General features: G+C 70.2%; 21 protein-coding genes and 1 tRNA gene. 9 read left to right on the plus strand and 13 right to left on the minus strand.

The window, feature by feature from the left end; all coding sequences use genetic code 11:
* Positions 1-142 precede the first annotated feature (142 nt).
* From AB0N81_RS24810 to AB0N81_RS24830, 5 genes are all read right to left on the minus strand, one after another.
* Positions 143-1,606: a penicillin-binding protein 2 gene (locus AB0N81_RS24810; RefSeq protein WP_365361860.1), complete on the minus strand. Its 1,464-nt coding sequence runs from the start codon at positions 1,604-1,606 to the stop codon at positions 143-145.
* Positions 1,603-3,027, minus strand: a complete 1,425-nt coding sequence (locus AB0N81_RS24815) for an FtsW/RodA/SpoVE family cell cycle protein (protein ID WP_365361862.1) — start codon at positions 3,025-3,027, stop codon at positions 1,603-1,605. The genes AB0N81_RS24810 and AB0N81_RS24815 overlap by 4 nt, the downstream gene beginning before the upstream one ends.
* A gap of 26 nt (positions 3,028-3,053) precedes the next feature.
* Positions 3,054-4,616, minus strand: coding sequence for a Stp1/IreP family PP2C-type Ser/Thr phosphatase (locus AB0N81_RS24820; protein WP_365361864.1), 1,563 nt, complete (start codon positions 4,614-4,616; stop codon positions 3,054-3,056).
* Between the two features lie 131 nt (positions 4,617-4,747).
* Entirely contained in the window at positions 4,748-5,263 is a 516-nt protein-coding gene (locus tag AB0N81_RS24825; protein WP_365361866.1) for an FHA domain-containing protein, read from the minus strand.
* A gap of 10 nt (positions 5,264-5,273) precedes the next feature.
* Entirely contained in the window at positions 5,274-6,170 is an 897-nt protein-coding gene (locus tag AB0N81_RS24830; RefSeq protein WP_365361868.1) for a DUF3662 and FHA domain-containing protein, read from the minus strand.
* A gap of 503 nt (positions 6,171-6,673) precedes the next feature.
* Between AB0N81_RS24830 and AB0N81_RS24835 the strand changes: the two genes are divergently transcribed.
* The 4 genes from AB0N81_RS24835 to AB0N81_RS24850 all read left to right on the plus strand — a co-directional run bounded on the left by AB0N81_RS24835 (position 6,674) and on the right by AB0N81_RS24850 (position 9,853).
* Positions 6,674-6,760 (plus strand) — tRNA-Leu (locus tag AB0N81_RS24835).
* Between the two features lie 204 nt (positions 6,761-6,964).
* A complete protein-coding gene (locus AB0N81_RS24840; protein WP_365361870.1) occupies positions 6,965-8,413 on the plus strand; it encodes a DUF2252 domain-containing protein in 1,449 nt (482 codons plus the stop codon).
* Positions 8,414-8,697: 284 nt separating this feature from the next.
* On the plus strand, positions 8,698-9,441 hold the full coding sequence (locus AB0N81_RS24845; protein ID WP_365362074.1) for a hypothetical protein: 744 nt from the start codon (positions 8,698-8,700) through the stop codon (positions 9,439-9,441).
* A 64-nt stretch (positions 9,442-9,505) separates the two neighbouring features.
* Entirely contained in the window at positions 9,506-9,853 is a 348-nt protein-coding gene (locus AB0N81_RS24850) for a rhodanese-like domain-containing protein (RefSeq protein ID WP_365361872.1), read from the plus strand.
* Between the two features lie 132 nt (positions 9,854-9,985).
* Here the strand turns inward: AB0N81_RS24850 and AB0N81_RS24855 are convergent, their stop codons facing one another.
* From AB0N81_RS24855 to paaA, 6 genes are all read right to left on the minus strand, one after another.
* Positions 9,986-11,119 carry an acyl-CoA dehydrogenase family protein gene (locus AB0N81_RS24855; RefSeq protein ID WP_365361874.1) on the minus strand — a complete coding sequence of 378 codons (1,134 nt, stop codon included), beginning with the start codon at positions 11,117-11,119 and terminating at the stop codon, positions 9,986-9,988.
* A 163-nt stretch (positions 11,120-11,282) separates the two neighbouring features.
* Complete coding sequence (locus tag AB0N81_RS24860; protein WP_365361876.1) at positions 11,283-12,353, minus strand: 2Fe-2S iron-sulfur cluster-binding protein; 1,071 nt, start codon at positions 12,351-12,353, stop codon at positions 11,283-11,285.
* Positions 12,353-12,853 carry a 1,2-phenylacetyl-CoA epoxidase subunit PaaD gene (paaD, locus tag AB0N81_RS24865; RefSeq protein WP_365361878.1) on the minus strand — a complete coding sequence of 167 codons (501 nt, stop codon included), beginning with the start codon at positions 12,851-12,853 and terminating at the stop codon, positions 12,353-12,355. Before paaD ends, AB0N81_RS24860 begins: the two co-directional genes overlap by 1 nt.
* Positions 12,847-13,536 carry a 1,2-phenylacetyl-CoA epoxidase subunit PaaC gene (gene paaC, locus AB0N81_RS24870; protein WP_365362076.1) on the minus strand — a complete coding sequence of 230 codons (690 nt, stop codon included), beginning with the start codon at positions 13,534-13,536 and terminating at the stop codon, positions 12,847-12,849. The genes paaD and paaC overlap by 7 nt, the downstream gene beginning before the upstream one ends.
* Before the next feature lie 98 nt (positions 13,537-13,634).
* Positions 13,635-13,925, minus strand: a complete 291-nt coding sequence (gene paaB / locus AB0N81_RS24875; RefSeq protein ID WP_055569192.1) for a 1,2-phenylacetyl-CoA epoxidase subunit PaaB — start codon at positions 13,923-13,925, stop codon at positions 13,635-13,637.
* Positions 13,922-15,034, minus strand: a complete 1,113-nt coding sequence (gene paaA, locus AB0N81_RS24880; protein ID WP_365361880.1) for a 1,2-phenylacetyl-CoA epoxidase subunit PaaA — start codon at positions 15,032-15,034, stop codon at positions 13,922-13,924. The genes paaB and paaA overlap by 4 nt, the downstream gene beginning before the upstream one ends.
* A 186-nt stretch (positions 15,035-15,220) precedes the next feature.
* Here paaA and AB0N81_RS24885 point away from each other — a divergent pair, with 186 nt between their 5' ends.
* From AB0N81_RS24885 to AB0N81_RS24895, 3 genes are read left to right on the plus strand one after another with little or no spacing between them, the layout of a single operon-like run.
* On the plus strand, positions 15,221-16,096 hold the full coding sequence (locus AB0N81_RS24885) for a DUF5819 family protein (RefSeq protein WP_365361882.1): 876 nt from the start codon (positions 15,221-15,223) through the stop codon (positions 16,094-16,096).
* The gene (locus AB0N81_RS24890) at positions 16,093-17,412 is read left to right on the plus strand and encodes an HTTM domain-containing protein (protein WP_365361885.1); all 1,320 of its coding nucleotides are present in this window, start codon (positions 16,093-16,095) and stop codon (positions 17,410-17,412) included. The genes AB0N81_RS24885 and AB0N81_RS24890 overlap by 4 nt, the downstream gene beginning before the upstream one ends.
* The gene (locus AB0N81_RS24895; protein WP_365361887.1) at positions 17,409-18,188 is read left to right on the plus strand and encodes an RNA methyltransferase; all 780 of its coding nucleotides are present in this window, start codon (positions 17,409-17,411) and stop codon (positions 18,186-18,188) included. Before AB0N81_RS24890 ends, AB0N81_RS24895 begins: the two co-directional genes overlap by 4 nt.
* An 89-nt stretch (positions 18,189-18,277) precedes the next feature.
* On the opposite strand, the gene paaN is transcribed toward AB0N81_RS24895, so the two are convergent.
* On the minus strand, positions 18,278-19,969 hold the full coding sequence (gene paaN / locus AB0N81_RS24900; protein WP_365361889.1) for a phenylacetic acid degradation protein PaaN: 1,692 nt from the start codon (positions 19,967-19,969) through the stop codon (positions 18,278-18,280).
* Between the two features lie 197 nt (positions 19,970-20,166).
* Here paaN and AB0N81_RS24905 point away from each other — a divergent pair, with 197 nt between their 5' ends.
* Together AB0N81_RS24905 and AB0N81_RS24910 are read left to right on the plus strand one after the other, a co-directional pair.
* Positions 20,167-21,678, plus strand: coding sequence for a 3-hydroxyacyl-CoA dehydrogenase (locus AB0N81_RS24905; protein ID WP_365361891.1), 1,512 nt, complete (start codon positions 20,167-20,169; stop codon positions 21,676-21,678).
* The gene (locus AB0N81_RS24910) at positions 21,675-22,268 is read left to right on the plus strand and encodes a TetR/AcrR family transcriptional regulator (protein ID WP_365361893.1); all 594 of its coding nucleotides are present in this window, start codon (positions 21,675-21,677) and stop codon (positions 22,266-22,268) included. The genes AB0N81_RS24905 and AB0N81_RS24910 overlap by 4 nt, the downstream gene beginning before the upstream one ends.
* A 63-nt stretch (positions 22,269-22,331) precedes the next feature.
* Here the strand turns inward: AB0N81_RS24910 and AB0N81_RS24915 are convergent, their stop codons facing one another.
* A complete protein-coding gene (locus AB0N81_RS24915) occupies positions 22,332-22,901 on the minus strand; it encodes an Lrp/AsnC family transcriptional regulator (protein ID WP_365361895.1) in 570 nt (189 codons plus the stop codon).
* Between the last annotated feature and the right edge of the window lie 163 nt (positions 22,902-23,064).

A 23,064-nucleotide genomic window follows, 5' to 3' on the forward strand; every position in this document is an offset into this window, starting at 1 on the left:
CCGACCGCACCGTTGTGTGGTCCGGCGGTGTGCTGTCCGGGCATACGGTACCCGGCTCCACTTGCGTGACCCGGCCGCGACCGTCACCCGATACCGGACCGGTACCGCAACGTGCACCGATGTGGAGGGGCCGTGACGGGGGTCACTTCTTGCTTTCGATGACTGCCTTCATCACGTCCTTGGCGATGGGCGCCGCGAGCCCGCCACCGGAGATGTCGCCCCGGTCGGCGTCGCTGTCCTCGACCACCACGGCGACGGCCACCGGCGAACCGGAGTCCGTCTTCGCGTACGAGATGAACCAGGCGTACGGGTTCTCGCTGTTCGCGACGCCGTGCTGCGCCGTACCCGTCTTGCCTCCGATGGTGACGCCGGGGATCTGCGCCCTGGTTCCGGTTCCCGTCTTGACGACCGTCTCCATCATTTCCTGCAGCTTCTGGGCGTTCTCCTTCGAGAGCGGCTCGCTCATCTCCTTGGGCGAGTGCTTCTCGATGACGTCGAGATTGCGCGCCTGGAGCTCGCTGACCATGTACGGCTCCATGAGCGTGCCGTCGTTGGCGATCGCCGCGGTGACCATGGCCATCTGCAGGGGCGTCGCGGCGGTCTCGAACTGGCCGATGGAGGAGAGCGCGGTCTGCGGCTTGTCCATCTCCTCGGGGAAGTTGGAGGCGTTGGAGCGGACCGGCACGAACTGCTGCTCGTTGAAGCCGAACTTCTTCGCCGTCTCCAGCATCTGGTCCTTGCCGAGATCGGAGCCGATCTTGCCGAAGACGGTGTTGCAGGAGACCCGCAGCGCCTCACGCAGCGAAGCGTTCTTGCAGGGCAGGTCGCCCTCATTCTTCAGCGGCTGGGTGGTGTTCGGCATCGTCCACGGGAGCGGCGAGTCCGTCTTCTCGTCGATGTTGTTGTAGAGGCCGTGCTCCAGGGCGGCCGCCGCCGTGACCACCTTGAAGGTGGAGCCGGGCGGGTAGGTCTCGCGCAGCGCGCGGTTGACCAGCGGCTTGTCCTTGTCCTTGTCGAGGTCAAGGAACTTCTGGGCCTCTTCGTTGGTGTTGCCGGCGAAGTCACCCGGGTCGTACGACGGCGTGGAGGCCAGGGCCAGGATCGCGCCCGTCGACGGGTCGATCGCGGCGACGGCGCCCTTGCCCTTGCTCTTCAGGCCCTCGTACGCGGCCTTCTGCGCGGCGGAGTTGAGGGTCGTGACGACATTGCCGCCCTCCTTCTTCTCGCCGGTCAGCATGTCGAGCGTGCGGCGGAAGAAGAGCCGGTCGTCGTTGCCGGTGAGGATGCCGTCGTCGATGTTCTCCAGCTGGCTGGCGCCGATGCGCTGCGAGGAGTAACCGGTGACGGGGGCCCACATCTCCCCGTTCTTCCAGGTGCGCTTGTACTTCAGGTCGCTGCCCGGGGTGGCCTTGGAGCCGGTGATGGGCTTGCCGTCGACGATGATGTCGCCGCGCGGCTGGGAGTAGCGCTCGATGGTGACGCGGCGGTTCTTGTCGTGCTTGGCCAGCGTGTCCGCCTGGACGTACTGGAGCCAGTTGTCCCGGGCGAGCAGGGCGAGGACGAGCAGCCCGCAGAAGATCGCGATCCGGCGCAGGGGCTTGTTCACGGTCGGACCACCTGGGTCATTTCGGCGTCGGGGTTCGGGGCGGGGGCCGGGGCCGGGCGGCGGGCGGTGTCGCTGATCCGGATCAGGATGCCGACCAGGGCCCAGTTGGCGATGACGGAGGAACCGCCGTACGCCAGGAAGGGCATCGTCATACCCGTCAGCGGGATCAGGCCCATGACGCCGCCGGCGACGACGAAGACCTGGATGGCGAAGGCGCCGGAGAGGCCGATCGCGAGGAGCTTGCCGAACGGGTCCCGGGCGGCGAGTGCCGTGCGTACGCCGCGCTCGACGATCAGGCCGTAGATCAGCAGGACGGCCATGATCCCGGCCAGACCGAGCTCCTCACCGTAGGTGGCGAGGATGAAGTCGGAGTTGGCGGCGAAGCCGATGAGGTCGGAGTTGCCCTGGCCGAGGCCGGTGCCGAGGACGCCGCCGGAGCCGAACGCCATCAGGGACTGGGCGATCTGGTCACTGCCAGTCGAGGCGATCACGGCGTCGGAGAACGGGTTCAGCCACGCGTCGACACGCTTCTGCACGTGCGGCTCGAAGGTGGCCACACCGACCGCGCCGACCGCGGACATCAGCAGACCGAAGACGATCCAGCTGGTGCGCTCCGTGGCGACGTACAGCATCACGACGAACATGCCGAAGAACAGCAGCGACGTACCGAGGTCGGTCTCGAAGACCAGGATCAGGATCGAGATCGCCCAGACGACGATGATCGGGCCGAGGTCACGGCCACGAGGCAGGTAGAGACCCATGAAGCGGCGGCTGGCCAGAGCCAGCGCATCACGCTTCACCATGAGATAGCCGGCGAAGAAGATCGCGATGACGATCTTCGCGAACTCGCCCGGCTGGATCGAGAAGCTGCCGATGTGGATCCAGATCTTGGCGCCGTTGATGTTCTGGCCGATGCCGGGTACGAGCGGCAGGAGCAGCAGAACGATGGAGCCGACCATCGAGATGTACGTGTAGCGCTGCAGGATGCGGTGATCCTTCAGCAACAGCAGGACTCCGACGAACAGGGCGATGCCGATCGCGGAGTACATGAGCTGTTTTGGAGCGTAGGGGCTGAAGGCTCCGAACTGGAGCTTGGCGAGGTCCTGCAGCTTCTCCGACTGGTCGAGCCGCCAGATGACCACGAGACCGAGGCCGTTCAGCAGCGTGGCCAACGGCAGGAGAAGCGGGTCCGCGTACGCCGCGAACTTGCGTACGACAATATGGCCGACTCCCGCGAGCAGCCCGAGGCCGACGCCATAGCCGAGCATGCCGGACGGCAGCTCGCCACTGATGGCAAGGCCCACGTTCATGTAGGCGAACAGCGGAATGACGACCGCGAACGCGAGCAGCGCGAGCTCGGTGTTGCGCCTGCTGGGCGCTCCGATCGCGCCGATCGTCGACGTGTGTGTAGTACTGCTCATGGCGTGCAGAGGCCCCCAACGGCTGCTTACTGCTTACCGCACAGCGGGACCAGCTTCTGCTCATCCTCGGAGAGGCTGGGGCCGGGTGTGGGAGTCGGTGCGGTCTTGGACTTGTTCTTGTCGGTCGAGCTGTTCTTGTCGTTCTTGTTGTTCTCGGTGTTCTGGCCGGGCGTGGTCGGGTCCGGGGTCGGCGCCTTGCGCAGTCCGGTCGTGCCACCCGCTTCGCCTTCACCGGTCTTGGCGTTGTTCTCGCGCTCGACCTCGCGGCGCTCGGCGTCCTTCTTGCACGCGGACGCCTGCAGGCCGAGCTCCTCGATCTTGCTCTTGGCGTCGTCGAGGTTGTCCTCGGGGATCGTTCCCTCGACCTGCTTGCGCTGGTACGGCGGCAGGTACTTGAGTTCGACTTCGGGGTGGTCCTTCTCGACCTTCGACAGGCTGACCCAGGCCAGGTCCTGGTCGATGCCGCGGAAGAGCGCGACGTGCTCGTCCTTCGTGCCCACGTAGTACTGGGTCTGCGTCCAGCGGTAGCCGCCGTAGAGACCGCCGCCGATGACGGCGAGAGCGAGCACTCCGTAGAGCGATCTCTTGAGCCACTTGCGGCCGCCGCCGGGCTTCACGAAGTCATCGTCGTCGTACGCCCCGAAGCTGCCCTCGGGGACGTATCCCGTGGTGTCGCCGCTGCCGGGCGGGCCGAAGCCGCCACCCTGTCCGTGCGGGGCCTGCGGCGGGACCGGACGGCCGAGCCCGGAGGCCCGTCCCGCGGGCGTCTGCATGGCGCCGTCGTCCTGCGACTGGAGCTGGTTCTCCGCGACCGCGCCGACCACCACGGGGGTGTCGGACAGCTGGCCCGCGAGGGTGTCGCCGCTGTCGATGTCCAGGACGTCGGCGACGATCACCGTGATGTTGTCGGGGCCGCCGCCGCGCAGCGCGAGCTGGATGAGCTCCTGCACGGTCTCCTGCGGGCCCTGGTAGGACGCGAGGGTGTCCTCCATGGTCTGGTGGGACACGACTCCGGAGAGGCCGTCCGAGCAGATCAAGTACCGGTCGCCGGCGCGGACTTCGCGGATCGACAGATCCGGCTCCACGTGGTCGCCGCTGCCCAGCGCGCGCATGAGGAGGGACCTCTGCGGGTGGGTGGTGGCCTCTTCCTCCGTGATGCGGCCCTCGTCGACGAGGCGCTGCACCCACGTGTGGTCCTGGGTGATCTGCGTGAGGACGCCGTCCCGCAGGAGGTACGCGCGCGAGTCGCCGACATGGACGAGACCGAGGCGCTGGCCCGTCCACAGGAGCGCGGTCAGGGTGGTCCCCATGCCCTCGAGCTGGGGGTCCTCCTCGACCATCATGCGCAGCTGGTCGTTGGCCCGCTGCACGGCGGTGCCCAGCGACGTCAGGATGTCAGAGCCCGGGACGTCGTCGTCGAGCGTGACGAGCGTCGAGATGACCTCCGAGCTCGCCACCTCGCCCGCGGCCTGGCCCCCCATGCCGTCGGCGATCGCGAGGAGACGCGGGCCGGCGTAACCGGAGTCCTCGTTCCCCTCCCGGATCATGCCTTTGTGCGATCCGGCGGCGAAGCGCAAAGACAGACTCATGCGCACCTCGCCCGTCGGCTCCGGGTACATCCGCACGGTGCCCACCCTCCGGTCGGGAGCGCGCCGGCGTCCAGTGCCTGGACAGCCGTTTCGGCTCGCTCGCTCCGCTCGCGCTCTGTCATGACGTAGTACTACTTCCGCAGCTCGATGACGGTCTTGCCGATGCGGATCGGCGCGCCCAGCGGAACGGGCGTCGGGGTGGTGAGTCGGGTCCGGTCGAGATACGTGCCGTTGGTGGACCCGAGATCCTCGACGATCCACTGGCCGTCACGGTCCGGGTAGATCCTGGCATGCCTGCTGGAGGCGTAGTCGTCGTCCAGCACGATCGTGGAGTCGTGCGCTCGGCCCAGCGTGATGGTCTGGCCCTGCAGCGCGACGGTCGTCCCGGCGAGGATGCCCTCGGAGACGACGAGCTTGCTGGGAGCGCCGCGTCGCTGGCGGCCTCCGCCGCTCTGCTGCTGGCGCGGCTGAGGTGGTGCGGCCTGCTGTTGGCGGGCGGCCTGCTGCGGCCGCTCCCGCCGCGAACCGCGCTGTGTGACGCGCGTTCCGAACAGGTCGCTGCGGATGACCTGGACGGCCACGATCACGAACAGCCACAGAACAGCTAGGAAACCTAGCCGCATGACCGTCAGGGTCAGCTCTGACATTGCCCCCGCTTCACCCTTCGGCTTGCCGGTAAACGATGGTGGTTTGACCCACGACGATCCGCGAGCCGTCGCGGAGCGTAGCGCGGGTGGTGTGCTGCCCGTCTACCACGATGCCGTTGGTAGACCCGAGATCCTGGATCGTCGAGGGCGTTCCGGTCCGGATCTCACAGTGCCGACGGGATACGCCGGGGTCGTCGATCCGCACATCGGCGTCGGTGCTGCGGCCCAGCACCAGCGTCGGGCGGGAGATCTGATGGCGATTGCCGTTGATCTCGATCCAGCGCCGCACCTGGGCGCCCGGAAGCGGTCCGGCGCCGGGGCCCTGGGGCCTGCTCGGAGCCGGGGACTGCCCGCCGGGGCGGCCTGCGCCCGGCGGTGGTGCGGCGGGCATGGGAGGCGCGCCGCCGGGAGCCCCGGAAGGCGGCTGCGGGTATCCATAACCGCCGGCGCCGGCGCCGCCCGCGCCCGCGCCGCGACCGGCGGCCGCCGGGCCACCGGGGCCCGCGGGGGCCTGGTCGGGTGCCTGGGAGCTGCTGGAGGCGAGGGTGCGGCTGCGCACGCGGTACAGACCGGTGTCGAGGTCCTCGGCCTTCTCCAGGTGGACCTTGATGGGGCCCATGAAGCTGTACCGCTGCTGCTTCGCGTAGTCGCGCACCATGCTGGAGAGCTCGTCGCCGAGCTGGCCCGAGTACGGACTCAGCCGCTCGAAGTCGGGGGCGCTGAGCTCCACGATGAAGTCGTTGGGGACGACGGTCCGCTCGCGGTTCCAGATCGTCGCGTTGTTGTCGCACTCGCGCTGGAGCGCGCCTGCGATCTCGACGGGCTGGACCTCGGACTTGAACACCTTGGCGAAGGTGCCGTTGACCAGACCTTCAAGTCGCTGCTCGAACTTCTTCAGGACTCCCATGGGGCACCTCCTCCGTCGTAGTCATCCTGGTACTGCTTACTGATCGTATCCACGCGCCGGGAAATCGGCTGGTTCCCCCTGTCCGCCCAGTCGACGAGTGTCGCCTCTCACAAGACATGCCCGCACCAGCGTCCATGGATCCTCGCAGGACCCCTGACGGAGCCCTGATCTGTGGCCCCGGGAAACCCGTACGGGCAGCTGCTCGGGACGTCTGCTCGAGCCTCCTTTTACAACGGATCGTAGAGGGGGCCCAAAGCCAGTGTCCCGCACCTGGCTGTGGACCCCGGCGAGCTCGGCCGGGGCGGGTGAAGTCGGGGCCGGGGTGGTGGGCGCGACCGGCTCGGCCCTAGGGGCGGATGGGACCCGGCCGGGGCCGGGGCGAAGCTTCTGGGGCCAGGTGCCCGCCCCATACAGATGTGAATCCACCCGCTGCAGCGTGCTAATCTTCTGGATGTCGGCAGGCGCTCGCACCACACAGTGAGAGACCCAAAGACAACACCCATGCGCGGGTGGCGGAATAGGCAGACGCGCTGGATTCAGGTTCCAGTGCCCGAAAGGGCGTGGGGGTTCAACTCCCCCCTCGCGCACCATGAGGAAGCGGTCCTCCTCCGGACGAAAGTCCGGAAGGGGGCCGCTTCTTTTTGTGCTTCTGAGGCGGGTGTCGCGCTCGGGGCGTGTTCTTTCGCGGCACGGTGATGTATGTCACCGAAGTTATCCACAGGCCCTCACGGCGTTCGGCGAGCAGCGGTACGGTCGAGGCCGAATCCGGGATTGGCGGACAGCCGGCGGGGGCGATGGGCGTGGTGGAGAGCGACGGAAAGATCCCTCGGCAGCGGGGCGGGAGGCTGCCGCGGGTGCCGGGGTTCGCCGAGTGGCCGGCACAGGGGTCGCCAGGGTCGCCCAAGGGCGAGGGCAAGGCGCTCCGGCGGCGGGTGCCCCGTTCCGCGCACGCGGAGTTCGCGGTGGACGGCGGGCGGCCGGACCCCGTGGTCGCCGTGGAGGAGTCGAGCCGCAGCAGGCTCCCCGAGCTCGCGCCGATCCGGGTCGGCAGGATGGCCGCCTCTCCCTTCGCGTTCCTGCGGGGTTCCGCGGGACTCATGGCATACGACCTCGCACGCACTCCGCTGTCGGGGATAGGCGCTCAGATATGCGGAGACGCGCACGCGGCGAATTTCGGGTTGTACGGGGACGCGCGGGGCGGCCTCGTCATCGACCTGAACGACTTCGACGAGACGGTGCACGGCCCCTGGGAGTGGGACCTCAAGAGGCTGGCCGCTTCCCTGGTGCTCGCGGGGCGCGAGGCGGGCGCGAGCGAGGACACCTGCGAGGAGGCGGCGCTGGATGCCGTCGGGGCCTACCGCCGCACCATGCGTCTCCTCGCGAAGCTCCCGGTGCTCGACGCGTGGAACGCCATCGCGGACGAGCAGCTCGTCTCCCACACGGACGCGCGTGATCTCCTCGGCACCCTGGAGCGGGTCTCCGAGAAGGCGCGGCAGAACACGAGCGCCCGCTTCGCGGCGAAGTCGACGGAGCGTGTCGAGGGAGAGGACGGTTCCGAGGGGCGACGCTTCGTCGACGCGCCGCCCGTTCTGCGGCGCGTGCCGGACGCGGAGGCCGCCTCGGTGGCGGCCGCCCTCGGGGAGTACCTGGGCACGCTGACCGAGGACAGGCTGCCGCTGCTCGCGCGGTACGCGATCCAGGACGTGGCGTTCCGCGTCGTCGGCACGGGCAGTGTCGGACTCCGCTCGTACGTGGTGCTGCTCCTGGACCACCGGGGCGAGCCGCTGGTGCTGCAGGTCAAGGAGGCGAGGCCCTCCGCGCTCCTGCCGCATCTGCCGGTGGCGGGGTTCAAGGCGCCCGAGACCCTGCACGAAGGACACCGGGTGGTGCTCGGTCAGAAGCGGATGCAGGTCGTCAGCGACTTCCTGCTCGGGTGGACGACAGTCGACGGACTGCCTTTCCAGGTGCGGCAGTTCAGGAACCGCAAGGGCAGCGTGGATCCGGCGGCGCTGGCCGCCGACCAGTTGGACGACTACGGCCGGATGACCGGCGCCCTGCTGGCCCGCGCGCACGCACACAGCGCGGACCCGCGCCTCATAGCGGGGTACTGCGGCAAGAGCGGCGAGCTGGACGAGGCGATGGCACGGTTCGCGACGGCGTACGCGGACCGTACGGAGGCAGATCACGCGCTGCTGGTGAAGGCGGTCAAGGAGGGGCGGATGGCAGCGGAGACAGGGGTGTGAGGGGGAGCGTCCGGGGCTGGGCGGCGCGGGCTTCATGGGTGGGTTGCCCGGTGGCCTAGGCTGGACGAGTGACGATCCCGGAAGCCGACCCGACGCAGCCCGAGACTCCTGACCATTCCCAAGAGGGAGCGCAGCGGCCGGGCACCGAAGGGCGGCTCAAGGAGCAGCTGAAGGCGCGGCTCAAGGAGCGGTCCGAGGCGCGCTCTCAGGAGGGTTCCTCCGAGGAGCGGCCTGCTGAGGAGCGTCCTGCCGCGGAGCGCCCCGAGGAGCGGCTCGAGAGGGCCGTGCGCGCTGCCGAGCAGGCGTTGATCGAGTACGAGATCGCGCTGGAGACCTTCCGTGTGGAGGTGGAGAACTTCTCCCGCCTGCACCACCAGAAGCTCGGCCCCATGTACGCCCGCCTCGACGAGTTGGACGCGCAGATCGCCGAGGCCACCGCGGCCCGCACCGGTGACCCCGAGGACCGGCGCAGGGCGGAAGAGGCGCGGGCCCGGGTGATGCCGATGCCCGGCGTCGAGGAGCTGTTCCACGGCTGGATGGACGGCGAGGGGCTCTACCCCGAGGCCGCCGCCATGCTGACCGACCAGTCCGTGCGGCCGCCGCAGCGGGTGCGCCCCGGCGAGGAGGCCCGCAAGCTCTACCGCGAGCTGGCCCGCAAGGCGCATCCGGACCTGGCGCAGGAGGAGGGCGAGCGGCAGCGGCGCGAGGAGTTCATCACGCGCGTCAACGCCGCCTACGCCCGTGGCGACGAGGCGATGCTGCGGGAGCTGTCCGAGGAGTGGGCCGCGGGGCCCGTCCCCGAGGAGCAGCGGCTGACCCGCAGCGAGGAGCTGTACGCCAGGCTCGAATGGCTCGCCCAGCGCAAGGAGCTCCTCACGCTCCTCGCCAAGGAGCTGGAGGAGGGCGCGATCGGCGGCATGCTGCGTCTCGCGCCCGATGACCCCGACGCTCTCCTCGACGAGATCGCCGAGCAGCTGCTCGCCCAGGTCGCCGAGCGTGAGGCGGAGCTGGAGCGACTGCGCGACTGACCGTGCGGCGGCGACTGGCCGTGCGGCGCGACTGAGCGTGGGGCCGGTCGGGTAGCGTCGGGGCATGGTTTTTGGATCTCAGGTGCCCACGGTCGGCATCGACGAGCTCACGAGCGGTGACTTCCTGCTGGACGTCCGGGAGGACGAGGAATGGCAGGCGGGTCACGCCGAGGGCGCGCTGCACATTCCGATGAGTGAATTCGTGGCCCGGTACGGCGAGTTGACCGAGGCGGCGCCGCAGGACGGCAAGGTCAACGTCATCTGCCGGTCCGGAGGGCGCTCCGCCCAGGTCACCATGTACCTCGGGCAGCAGGGCATCGACGCGGTGAACGTCGCGGGTGGCATGGAGGCATGGCAGGCCGCGGGGCGGCCCGTCGTCGACGCCAAGGGCCAGCCGGGCGCCGTGGTCTGAGCACGGGCGAGGGCGGCGCCGGGCGGCCTGGCTCGGCCTGATGCGTCCTGGTGCGGCCGGGTGCGGTCTGATGCGGTGGTGCACGTGTTGGGTGCGTGACGGGAGCGTTCGGCGCTCAGCCGGGTGGGGCACTCAGCGGAGTGCGTGGGCTGCCAGTAGGTCGCCCAGTACCTCCTCGTGTGCCGCCGCCGGGCCGAGGGAGAGCTCCAGCTGCTTGGCCCAGGCGTGGTAGCGGTGCAGGGGGTAGTCGGTGTCGGCGCCGAAACCGCCGTGCAGATGCTGGGCGGTCTGCACCACCCTTCGTACGCCGTCCGACGCCCAGATCTTGGCGACCGCGACGTCTCCCGCCGCGGGCAGGGCGCCGTCCGCTCCGGTGCTGATGCGCCAGGCGGCCTGCCAGAGGGTGACCTCCATCGAGCGCAGATCGATGTAGCGGTCCGCTGCCTGGACGGCCACTGCCTGGAACGTGGCGACGGGGTGGCCGAACTGCTCTCGCTTGCTGGTGTATTCGCTCGTCATGCGAAGGACGCCCTCGCCGAGGCCGAGGGCGAGTGCACAGGTCCCGGTGGCGAGCAGGTCGCGCAGGCTGTCCCAGGCGCCGTCGGCCTCGATGACGTCCGACGCGGCGATGCGGACCGCTTCCAGGCGGAGTTCGCCGAGACGCTCACCGCTGGTGGACACCTGCTCCGCGAGGGCCAGCCCCTCGTGGACACGGGGGACGAGCGCGAGGACGGTGTGTCCTTCGTGGGTATGGGCGGGGACGACGACGAGGTCGGCGTTCTGCGCCCAGGGCACGCCCGTCTGGAGCCCGTCCAGAACCCAGTTGTCGCCGTCGCGCCGCGCGGTGACGGCCAACTCGGCGGGGTCGTGCCCGGTGCGGCCGTTGGCGGCGACCGTCAGGACGAGGTCGCCACGGGCAGCCGCGGGGAGGACCCGCCGCTTCAACTCGCCGCTGCCATGGGCCTGTACGGCCGAGGCGGCGGCGCTGCTCTCCAGGAGAGGGACCCGCGCGAGCACCTTGGCGGATTCGCGCAGGACCAGGCACAGGGCGATGGGGTCCAGGCCCACGCCGCCGTGCTCGGAAGCGATGAGCACGCCCAGCAGGTCGGCGTCGGCGAGCCGGGACCACAGGGCGCGGTCGAAGTCCTCGGCGACGGCGCCCGGGGTGAGAGCGGGGCTCGGCACCCCGTCCGGGACGACGTCGGCGAAGAGCGCCTTCGCCGCCTCGACCACGGCCTGCTGTTCCTCGGTGAAGGTGAAGTCCACTGCCCGTCCTCCATGTCCCGTGTCCCTGCCGACCGCCGTACCTGACGGGGCGTCAAGATAGAACAGGTTCTATGGGAAGGGAACAGGCAGGGGCAGGGGGGGCAGGGGCTGGTGTGGGCGTGGGCGGGGCGAGGCGGTTGAGGGCGAGGGAGGCGGCGTCGGGTCAGCGGTCGAAGTCCAGCTCCACGGTGTCGGTGGCGGGGCGGGACTGGCAGGCCAGCACATAACCGGCCTCGGTCTCCTCCGGCTCCAGCGCGAAGTTGCGGTCCATCCGCACCTCGCCGGAGACGCAGAAGGCCCGGCATGTGCCGCACACCCCGCCCTTGCAGGCGTAGGGCGCGTCGGCGCGGTTGCGCAGGACTGTTTCCAGGAGGGTCTCGCCCTCCTGTACGGGCCAGGTGCCCGAGCGGCCGTCGAGGGTCGCCGTCATCGTGCTGTGCGCGGGCGCCGGGACCGAGGGAGCGGTGGGCACGCCCGCATCGTCCACGTGGAAGATTTCCTCGTGGACGCGGCCGCGAGGAACGCCGAGACCGCGCAGCGCCCGCCCCGCCCCCTGCACCAGGCCGAACGGCCCGCACAGGAACCAGCCCTCGATGTCCGCCACGGACAACAGCGCGGGCAGAAGCTGCGAGAGCCGCTCCTCGTCGAGCCGCCCGGAACCAAGGCCCGCCTGCTGCTCCTCGCGGGAGAGCACGGTCACCAGCTGGAACCGGTCGGGCCAGCGGTCCTTCAGGTCGGCGACCTCTTCCAGGAACATCGTCGAGGCGGCGGTGCGGTCGCTGCGTATGAGGCAGAAGTCCGCCTTCGGCTCGCGCTCCAGGAGCGTCGTGACGATCGAAAGCACCGGGGTGATGCCGCTGCCGCCGACGATCGCCGCATAGCGTCCGGGGGCCGGGTCCAGCGTGAAGCGTCCGGCAGGCGTCATCACATCCAGCTCGTCGCCCACGGCCACTTCCATGCATGCGTACGTGGAGAAGGCGCCGTCCTCGACGAGGCGCACCCCGACGCGCAGGGCCTCGGGTCCCTCCGGAGCCTCGGGGCGCGGGGCCGGGGAGCAGATCGAGTACGTACGTCGGATCTCCGTGCCGTCGGCGAAGCGGCGGACGGCGAGGTGCTGGCCCGGCGTGAACCGGTACTCCTCGCGCAGCGGGGGAGGCACGTCGAACGTCAGCGTCACGGAGTCGTCGGTGAGCCGGTCGACCGCCGCAACCCGGAGCGGGTGGAAGCGGGCCATCACAACTCCTTGAAGTGGTCGAAGGGTTCGCGGCAGGAGGCGCAGCGGCGCAGCGCCTTGCAGGCCGTGGAGGAGAAGCGGCTGAGCAGTTCCGTGTCGGTGGAGCCGCAGTGCGGGCAGCGGATCGACAGGCTCAGGGGGACGGGGCCGTCCGCCTGATGGGAACGCGGCGGCGCTATGCCGAACTCGGCGAGCTTGCGGCGGCCCTCGGCGCTGATGTCGTCCGTCGACCAGGCGGGGGAGAGGACCGTGCGCACCGAGACCTCGGCCATGCCGCGCCCGTGCAGCACCTGCTCGATGTCGGCGCTCATGGCCTCTATCGCCGGGCAGCCCGTGTACGTGGGGGTCAACTCGACGTCCACCTTGCCGGGGGCGAGGACCCGCACACCGCGCACCACACCGAGCTCGGCCAGTGTCAGCACGGGCAGTTCGGGGTCGGGCACCGAGCCCGCGAGGGCCAGGAGCTCGGCCTCCAGCTCGGTGGGCGCGGTCGTCACCATGACGCCCCCGGGTGGCTGCGGTGCAGGTGCTGCATCTCGGCGAGCATCCGGCCGAAGGACTCGGTGTGCAGGCCCTGGCGTCCGGCGCCCGCCGTCCACGCGCCGGACTGAGGGCCTTCGGGCACGGTCAGTGTGGCCCGCTCGATGACCGCCGTCACCGAGGCGGTCCACCTTTCGCGCATCGCCTGCCAGTCGGCGTCCAGCCCCGGCACCGGCTGGAACATCTCGCCGGTGAACCGCCACAACGCGTCGAGGCCGCGCTGCATCCGCTCGTGGCTCTCGTCCGTGCCGTCGCCGAGCCGCAGGGTCCACTGCTCGGCGTGGTCCTGGTGGTAGGCGACCTCCTTGACGGCCTTCGCCGCCAGGGGGGCGAAGGCGCCTTCTCCGGCGGCCAACTCGCCGTACAACAACGTCTGGTAGGTGGAGAAGTAGAGCTGGCGGGCGATGGTGTGGGCGAAGTCGCCGTTCGGCTGCTCGACCAGCTGGAGGTTGCGGAAGGAGCACTCCTCGCGGAGGTATGCCAACTCGTCCTCGTCACCGGCCATGGAGAGCAGGATGCGGGCCTGGCCGAGCAGGTCGAGGGCGATGTTCGCCAGGGCGACCTCCTCTTCGAGGACCGGGGCGTGTCCCGCCCACTCCCCCAGGCGGTGGGAGAGCACCAGGGCGTCGTCGCCGAGGGCCAGGGCGGGGAGGGCGGCCGGGGCGTCGGCTGCGGCGGACGAGGGGGCGGGCGCGGGCGCAGAACGGCGGGCGGGCGCGGAGGCCGGGGCCGGGGTGGGGGTCACAGGTGCTTCACCCCTTCCGGGATCTCGTAGAACGTCGGGTGGCGGTAGGGCTTGTCGCCGGCCGGCTCGAAGAAGGAGTCCTTCTCGTCCGGGGAGGAGGCGGTGATCTCGGCGGACGGCACGACCCAGATGGAGACGCCCTCGCTCCTGCGCGTGTACAGATCGCGGGCGTTGCGCAGGGCCATCTCGGCGTCCGGCGCGTGCAGGCTGCCCGCGTGGGTGTGGGAGAGACCGCGGCGGGAGCGGACGAACACCTCCCACAGCGGCCAGTCGGTCGAGCTGCTCATGCTGTCGCCTCTCCGTGCTGTGCGGGGTCGCTGTGCGTGCCGTGGGTGTCGTGCGTGCCGCGGGTGTCATGCATGCCGGGGGCCTCGTGCCCTATGCGTGTGCCGTGCTTGTCGGCCGCCTGCTTCTCGGCATACGCGGCCGCGGCGTCCCTGACCCAGGCGCCCTCGTCGTGGGCACGCCGGCGCTGGGTGATCCGCTGGTCGTTGCAGGGGCCGTTGCCCTTGAGGACGTCCCAGAACTCGGTCCAGTCGATCGGGCCGAAGTCGTAGTGCCCCCGGGACTCGTTCCATACGAGGTCCGGGTCGGGGAGTGCCAGGCCGAGGGATTCGGCCTGGGGGACGCAGATGTCCACGAAGCGCTGGCGCAGCTCGTCGTTCGAGTGGCGTTTGATCTTCCACGTCATCGACTGCTCGGAGTGCGAGGACTCGTCGTCCGGCGGGCCGAACATCATCAGGGAGGGCCACCACCAGCGGTTCACCGCGTCCTGCGCCATGTCGTGCTGGGCCTGGGTGCCGCGGCTGAGGGCGAGCAACGACTCGTACCCCTGGCGCTGGTGGAAGGACTCCTCCTTGCAGACGCGGACCATCGCGCGTGCGTACGGACCGTACGAACAGCGGCAGAGGGGGACCTGGTTGGTGATCGCGGCGCCGTCCACGAGCCAGCCGATCGCGCCGACGTCCGCCCAGGTCAGCGTGGGGTAGTTGAAGATCGATGAGTACTTCTGGCGGCCCGAGTGCAGCTTGTCGAGCAGCTCGTCGCGGCTGGTGCCGAGGGTTTCGGCCGCGCTGTAGAGATACAGGCCGTGGCCGGCCTCGTCCTGCACCTTGGCCATGAGGATCGCCTTGCGCCGCAGGGAGGGGGCGCGGGTGATCCAGTTGGCCTCGGGCTGCATGCCGATGATCTCGGAGTGCGCGTGCTGGGCGATCTGGCGGACCAGGGACGCGCGATAGGCGTCCGGCATCCAGTCGCGTGGCTCGATGCGCTCGTCGGCGGCGACCGCCGCGTCGAAGGCGGCCTGGTGCTCCGCCGTGCGCGCGGCGGAGTCCGCGGCGGGCCCGGCCTCGTCCGGCTCGGTCCCCGCCGCCTGGTGTGCGGCTGCTGTCGCCATCTCTCGGTCCCCCTCGACCCTGAGCGAACCGCCCGACCGATCGTTCGGTTCGTTGAATTCAATGGTGCGGCCCTCCGCCATAAGGTGTCAACCCTGTGGATAACTTCACGGACGCTGTGCGTGACGGGCGGGCGTGAGTACCGTTCCGGCGGCAGGGTTCGGTGCGGGAGCGGGGAACGGGGCGTAATGGACGGGTACGGGTACGACAAGGGTCCGGGCGGCGGAGCCGCCGGGCCTGACGAGCCCGATGAGTCCGATGAGCCCGATGAGCCCAATACGTCCGGACCATCGGCGGGATCGGGAGCGGAAGCGGCGGAGGGCCACCCGGCTGCCGACTCCGAGTCCGACTCCGTCCCCACCCTCGGCCAACAACCCCGCGTCGGGATCGCCGGGCTCAAGATCGGTTACCAGATCGCCGCCGCCTGCGCCCTGGCCGTCGTCACGGTGGCCGCATGCGTGCACATAGGGATGCTCTTCCTCCACGTCGCGCCCTCGAACACGCTGACCAAGCAGCACGGGGACGTGGTCGACCAGTGGATCTACCCGGAGTTCGAGCAGAACTGGAAGCTCTTCGCGCCCAATCCGTTGCAGCAGAACGTCGCGGTGCAGGCCCGCGCGGAGCTCCGTACGGCCGAAGGGGGCGTACGGACCACGGACTGGTACGAACTCTCCGCTGAGGACGGCGCCGGCATCGACGGCAGTCTGCTGCCCAGCCACACGCAGCAGAACGAACTCCGCCGCGCCTGGGACTTCTACGTGGGTTCGCACGACGCGAAGAATCGTCCCGTCGGCCTGCGGGGCCAGCTGTCCGAGCGTTACGTCCGCCGTATCGCGTACATGAGGCTCGACCGGGAGTCGCCGGGCGGCAAGGGCGACGAGATAGCGCGCGTGCAGCTGCGCTCGAAGACCACGAACGTGCGGCCGCCCAAGTGGAGCGATGAGAAGGTCTCCCCCAAGCCGTCCTACCGGGTGCTCCCCTGGTGGTCGGTGGCGCCCGACGACCTGCCGCTCGCCGAGGAGACGGGCCGCTCGGACTCACCCGCGAAGGGGACTGCCCGGTGATCCGTCACGAACGCCCGCCGGCGCGCGGCATCAACAAGGTGACGGGGTCCGCCCTCGGTCCGTACCAGACCGCGGTGATCCGCATCGGGTTCGCCGGTACCTGGCTGTTCTTCCTGCTGCGCGAACTCCCCCACCGCCATGAGATGTACGGGCCCGACGGGCCGTGGAACTGGGACATGGCGCAGCAGCTCATCGCGAGCAACGGCGCCTTCACCGCGCTGATGTGGTCGGACGGGCAGGTCTGGTTCGAGATCGTCTACGCGCTGGGGATCGTCAGCAGCGCTCTGCTGCTGCTCGGCTGGCGCACCCGCGCGATGTCCGTGCTCTTCATGGTCGGTGTGCTGTCGCTGCAGAACCGCAGCATCTTCATGGGCGACGGCGGCGACAACGTCATCCACCTGATGTCGACCTACCTGGTCTTCATCCGGTGCGGCCAGGTCTGGTCGCTGGACGCGCGACGCGCGGCACGCGCCCGCGTGAAGGGCGCGGAGTACGGGGTGGGCGCTGAGAACGGGGCGGGTGCCGAGAACGGGACGGGCGGCGAGAACGGGACGGGCGGCGTGGCCGTCGATCGGGTCGGGCCCGTGCTGTGGTGGGTGCTCGGGCTCGGGCTTTCGGCCGTGACGTTCATGGGGGAACTCAGCGGCGGGTGGCTGCTGTTCTTCTGGGGGCTGTGGCTGGTGCACGGCCTGTGGTGGGCCGTGGGTCGGCGCGCCCCGCAGAGTGAGCTGCGCAAATTCCTCGACGTCGTGGCGAACCTCGCCCACAACGCCGGGCTGCTGGTGGTCATGGTCGAGGCCTGTCTGATCTACGCGACGGCCGGCTGGTACAAGATCCAGGGAAGTCGCTGGCAGGACGGCACGGCCGTCTACTACCCGCTGAACCTCGACTACTTCTCCCCGTGGCCGACCCTCTCCGACCTGCTCTCGTCCAACGGCATCATGGTGCTGCTGGTGACATACGGGACGGTCGCCGTGCAGGTGGCCTTCCCCTTCACCCTCTTCAACCGGCGCGTCAAGAACGTCCTATTGGCGGCCATGATCGTCGAACATGCCGTGATCGCGGTGGTCCTCGGGCTGCCGTTCTTCTCGCTCGCGATGATCGCGGCCGACGCGGTGTTCCTGCCGACGACGTTCCTGCGCCGACTGGGCGGATGGGCGGCACGCGCGCGTGGAGGGGTGGTTTCCCGTAGGGCCCCAGACGGATCGAGCTGGTCCTTCGGCTTCGGCAGAGGTGCCGTGCCGGATCAGCGCCCCGTCGACGAGGAGCGGGGCGATGAGCCCACAGAGCGGGCGCGCGTAGGCTTCACCCCATGAACAGGACGGATGGGGCGGACCCCGACGGTGCCGTACGCGCCTGGCGCGGGCTCGCCGACTCCTCTGTGCTGCTCGACGGCTTTCACGCGATCAAGCACGCACTGCGCTTCGGCGCGCGGGTGCCGGTCGCGCTGACCAGCGACCGGTCCGCTGTCCTTGCGCTCGCGGACGAGCTGGCGCCGGACGTGAAGGACGCGCTCGACGCGCTCCTGTCGCAGGTCCCGGACGAGCGGCTGCGCGCCCTCGTGCCGCGGCTGCATCCCACCGCGGTGGCCGCTCTGGCGGTACGTCCCTCCCGTGCGGCCAACCTCGCGGAACTGGAGCGTGTGCCCAGGCCGGCGCCGGTCGTCGTGCTCGACGACCCTCGCAATCTGGGCAATGCCGGGGCGGTGATCCGGCTCGCCGCCGGGTTCGGGGCGACCGGGGTCGTCACGACCGGCACGCTCGACCCGTGGCACCCCACCGTCGTGCGGGGCGGCGCGGGCCTGCACTTCGCGACCGCCGTGGAGCGCGTGGACGTGGCCGGGCTGCCGCCGGGCCCGGTGTTCGCGCTCGACGCCGAGGGCGAGGACATCAGGGGGCTGAAGCTCCCGGACGACGCCGTGCTCGCCTTCGGGTCCGAGCGCAGCGGTCTGTCGGCCGCACTGCGGGAGCGTGCGGACCACCTGGTGGCCCTGCCGATGCGGCCCCAGGTCTCCAGCTACAACCTGGCGACGAGTGTCGGCATGACGCTCTTCCACTGGTCGGCGGGCAGGCCCCCGGCATCGGAGGCCTGAACCCGCCACGCGTCACGAAGCCCGCGCCGCACGCCGTCCTGCATGCGCCGCAAGCCGTACGGCACGCGGCGCACGCCTCAAGCCGGACCTCACGCGTCCTTGCGGATCTCCACCACGCGGAAGCGGTTGGCCACGAACGCGCCGTCGCACAGCGCGGCGTTCGCGGCCGGGTTGCCGCCCGAACCGTGGAAGTCCGAGAACGCCGCGGTCTGGTTCACATAGACGCCGCCCGTGAGGTTCAGGGACAGCTGGGCGCACTCTTCGAGGCAGGTCTCCTCCACGGCGGCGGAGACCTCCTCCGATGTCGTGTACGCCCCGACGGTCATCGCTCCCTTGTCGCGCACCGTGCGGCGCAGCAGGTCCACCGCGTCCGTCGCGGAGTCGACGGCGACCGCGAAGGAGACGGGGCCGAAGCACTCGCTGAGGTAGGCCGCCTCGGCGTCCGGCTTGGCGCCGTCCAGCTTGACGATCACCGGGGTGCGGACCACGGCGTCCGGGAAGTCGGGGTTGGCGATCTCCCGGGAGGGGAGGGCGACTTCGCCGAGGCCGGCGGCCGCTTCCAGGCGCGCCTTCACGTCGGGGTTGACCAGCGCGCCGAGGATGCCGTTCGCCCGGGCGTCGTCGCCGAGCAGGCCGCTCACCGAGGACGCGAGGTCCGAGACCACGTCGTCGTACGACTTGGTGCCGGCGTCCGTCTGGATGCCGTCGCGCGGGATCAGCAGGTTCTGCGGGGTGGTGCACATCTGGCCGCTGTACAGGGACAGGGAGAAGGCGAGGTTGGCCAGCATTCCCTTGTAGTTGTCCGTGGACTCGACGACGACCGTGTTGACGCCGGCCTTTTCCGTGTAGACCTGGGCCTGGCGGGCGTTGGCCTCCAGCCAGTCGCCGAACGACGTCGATCCCGTGTAGTCGATGATCTTGATTTCGGGGCGGACGGCGAGGGTCTTGGCGATGCCCTCACCGGGACGCTCGACGGCCAGGCAGACGAGGTTCGCGTCGAAGCCGGCCTCGGCGAGGACCTCGCGGGCGATCCGCACGGTGAGCGCCAGGGGCAGGACCGCGCGCGGGTGGGGCTTGACCAGGACGGGGTTGCCGGTGGCGAGCGAGGCGAAGAGCCCCGGATAGCCGTTCCACGTCGGGAAGGTGTTGCAGCCGATCATGAGCGAGATGCCGCGCGCGACGGGCGTGAACCGCTTGTTCAGCGCGATCGGGTCGCGCTTGCCCTGGGGCTTGGTCCACTCGGCGGCGTCGGGGGTGCGGGTCTGCTCCACGTACGCATAGGCGACCGCTTCGAGGCCGCGGTCCTGGGCGTGCGGACCGCCCGCCTGGAAGGCCATCATGAACGCCTGGCCGCTGGTGTGCATGACCGCGTGCGCGAACTCGTGCGTACGGGCGCTGATCCGCGACAGGATCTCCAGGCAGACCACCGCGCGCACTTCCGCGCCCGCGTCGCGCCAGGCGCGCATCCCGGCACGCATGGCGGGCAGCAGGGTGTCGATGTCGGGGTGGGGATACGTGATCCCCAACTCCGGTCCGTACGGAGAGACTTCGCCGCCCACCCAGTCGTCCGTGCCGGGCTGGTCGAGGTCGAAGCGGGTGCCTTGGAGTGCGTCGAAGGCGGCCTTTCCCTCGGGGAGGCTCAGGCTGCCACCCTCCCCGTACGCCTTCGGGTGCTCGGGGTGGGGGGACCAGTACGCACGCGTGCGGATGGTCTCCAGCGCCTGGTCGAGGGTGGGCCGGTGCTTGGCGATCAGCTGGGGCGCGGTGAGTTCGGCGGCCATGACGGGACCAACTCCTCCTCGGGCAGCTCTTCATCGAGCTGGCGAGCTGGGCAGGGACGGTGGGCAGGAACGCTCTGACAGAGCTAGAGTAACCGAACGATCGGTCGGGACAAGGGGGTCCGTCGAACCTGTGGACAACTTCTTCACGGCCACCCCCGAGCCCTCCGGCCGGTGGCCCGTGCGGGAGGATCGCGAGCATGACAGCACTCGAGCTCAGCAGCGCCGTTGCCGTGGTCGGTACCGGAACCATGGGGCAGGGCATCGCGCAGGTCGCCCTGGTCGCGGGCCACCCCGTGCGGCTGTACGACGCCGTGCCCGACCGCGCGCGGTCGGCGGCCGACGCGATCGGCGCCCGCCTGGACCGGCTCGTCGAGAAGGGCCGTCTGAGCGCCGAGGACCGCACCGCGGCCGGCGCCCGGCTCACCCCCGCCGAGAGCCTCGCGGAGCTCGCCGACTGTGGCCTCGTCGTCGAGGCGATCCTGGAGCAACTGGACGTCAAACAGCGACTGTTCCAGGACCTGGAAGAGGTCGTCGCCGAGGACTGTCTGCTGGCCACCAACACCTCGTCCCTCTCCGTGACCGCCATCGCGGGAGCCCTGCGCGAGCCCGGCCGCTTCGTCGGCCTGCACTTCTTCAACCCGGCACCCCTGCTGCCTCTCGTGGAGGTCGTCAGCGGCTTCGCGACGGACGAAGCGGCGGCCACGCGCGCGTACGGGACCGCCAAGGCCTGGGGCAAGACCCCGGTGCGCTGCGCGGACACCCCGGGATTCATCGTCAACCGCATCGCGCGGCCCTTCTACGCCGAGGCGCTGCGCCTGTACGAGGAGCGGGTCGCCGGCCCGGCCACGATCGACGCCGTCCTGCGCGAGTGCGGCGGCTTCAAGATGGGGCCGTTCGAGCTCACCGACCTCATCGGTCAGGACGTCAACGAAGCCGTCACGCGCTCCGTGTGGGAGTCCTTCTTCCAGGACCCCAAGTTCACGCCCTCGCTGGCTCAGCGCCGCCTCGTCGAGTCGCGCCGCCTCGGGCGGAAGTCGGGGCAGGGCTGGTACGCCTACGGAGACGACGCCCCGCGCCCGGAGCCGCACACCGCGCTTCCGGAGAAGGCCCCGGCGTCCGTCACCGTGAGCGGCGACCTCTTCCCGGCCGACGCGCTGACCGGCCTCATGGAGAAGGCGGGCATTCAGGTCGGACGCGCCAAAGGGGTGCCCGAGTACCCCGGCTGCATCGAGCTCCCCAGTGGGGCCCGGCTCGCCCTGACCGACGGTACGGCCGCCGACCTCGCGGCGGAGCCCACGATCCACTTCGACCTCGCACTGGACTACCGCACCGCGACCAGGATCGCCCTCGCCCCGTCGAGCAGGGTGAGCGAGCAGTCCCTGAAGGAGGCGATCGGTCTCTTCCAGGCGCTCGGCAAGAAGGTCAGCGTCATCGGGCACACCCCGGGGATGATCGTGGCGCGCACGGTGTGGATGCTCGTCGACTTCGCCCTCGACGCCGTGGGCCGGGAGGTGGCGGACGCCGAGGACATCGACACCGCCATGCGGCTCGGCGTCAACTATCCGCTCGGACCCATCGAATGGGGCCGCCGCCTCACCGCGTACCGCGTGGCCGAGGCGCTCGACGCCCTGCACGACGAGTACCCCACCGGGCGTTACACGCCTTCCCAGGCACTGCGGCGCCAGGCCGTGCGAGAGGAGTACTCATGACCACCGCCCGGCGGGACACGTACACCCCGGAGACGCTGCTCGACGTAGCCGTCCGGGTCTTCAACGAGCGGGGGTACGACGGCACGTCCATGGAGCACCTCTCCAAGGCGGCCGGCATCTCCAAGTCGTCGATCTACCACCACGTGGCGGGCAAGGAGGAGCTGCTGCGCCGTGCGGTGAGCAGGGCCCTGGACGGTCTCTTCGGCATCCTCGCCGAGGAGCACGCGCGCGTGGGCCGTGCGGTGGAGCGCCTGGAGTACGTCACACGCCGCACCGTGGAGGTCCTGGTCGCCGAGCTGCCCTACGTGACGCTGCTGCTGCGCGTGCGCGGCAACACGGACACCGAGCGGTGGGCCATGGAGCGGCGCAGGGAGTTCGACCAGCAGGTGGCCGAGCTCCTCAAGGAGGCCGCCGCGGACGGTGACCTGCGCTCCGACCTCGAACTGCGCCTGGCCACCAGGCTGCTCTTCGGAATGATCAACTCCATCGTGGAGTGGTACCGGCCGGAGAGCCGGGGAGCGGCGAACGGCGAGCAGATCGCCGACGCGGTCGTGCAGTTGGCGTTCGCGGGGCTGCGCACCGACCGCTGACCCCTGACCGCCGTCGTACGACCGACGGGTCATGACGGCCACAGGGCCACAGGACCGCCGGGTTCAGCGGTCCGGCTCCATGTCGTCCTCCTCGAAGACCAGCAACGTACGCGTGCTGAGTACTTCGGGGATGGACTGCAGGCGGGTGAGTACCAGCTCACGCAGTGCGCGGTTGTCCGGCGTGTGCACCAGGAGCAGTACGTCGAAGTCGCCGCTGACGAGCGCGATGTGGGACGCGCCGGGGAGCGCGCGCAAGTGCTCGCGCACTGTGCGCCAGGTGTTCTGGACGATCTTCAGCGTGATGTACGCGGACGCGCCCTGCCCGGCGCGCTCGTGGTTGATCCGCGCCCCGAAGCCCCGGATGACGCCGTCGTCGATGAGGCGGTTGATGCGGGCGTACGCGTTGGCCCGGGACACATGGACGCGTTCGGCCACGGAACGTATCGAGGCGCGACCGTCCGTGTACAGGATCTGCAGGATGTCGCGGTCGATGGCGTCCAAGGGACGCGGGTCCGCGACCGGGGCTTCGGGGTGCCGGGGTTCAGGTATGCGGGTCTCGGGGGGCCGGGTCTCGGGAATCCGGGGCTCCGCACGGTCGCCGTCCTGCCCGTCGGCCATTCGTTCAGATGCCATGTCCCCCGGCCTCCCTACCATGGACGTACTGCATCCATACCAGGCTGTGCAGAACCGTTTGTCCACAGCCTGGAGGTGCCTGTAGCCAAAATGTGCCGTCGACCGAACAATCGGTAGGTGAGGCGCATCACGTCGGCGCGCCTCTTTTGCCACTCCCACGAGG

The sequence above is a fragment of the Streptomyces sp. NPDC093510 genome, assembly GCF_040683555.1.
GTDB lineage: Bacteria > Actinomycetota > Actinomycetes > Streptomycetales > Streptomycetaceae > Streptomyces.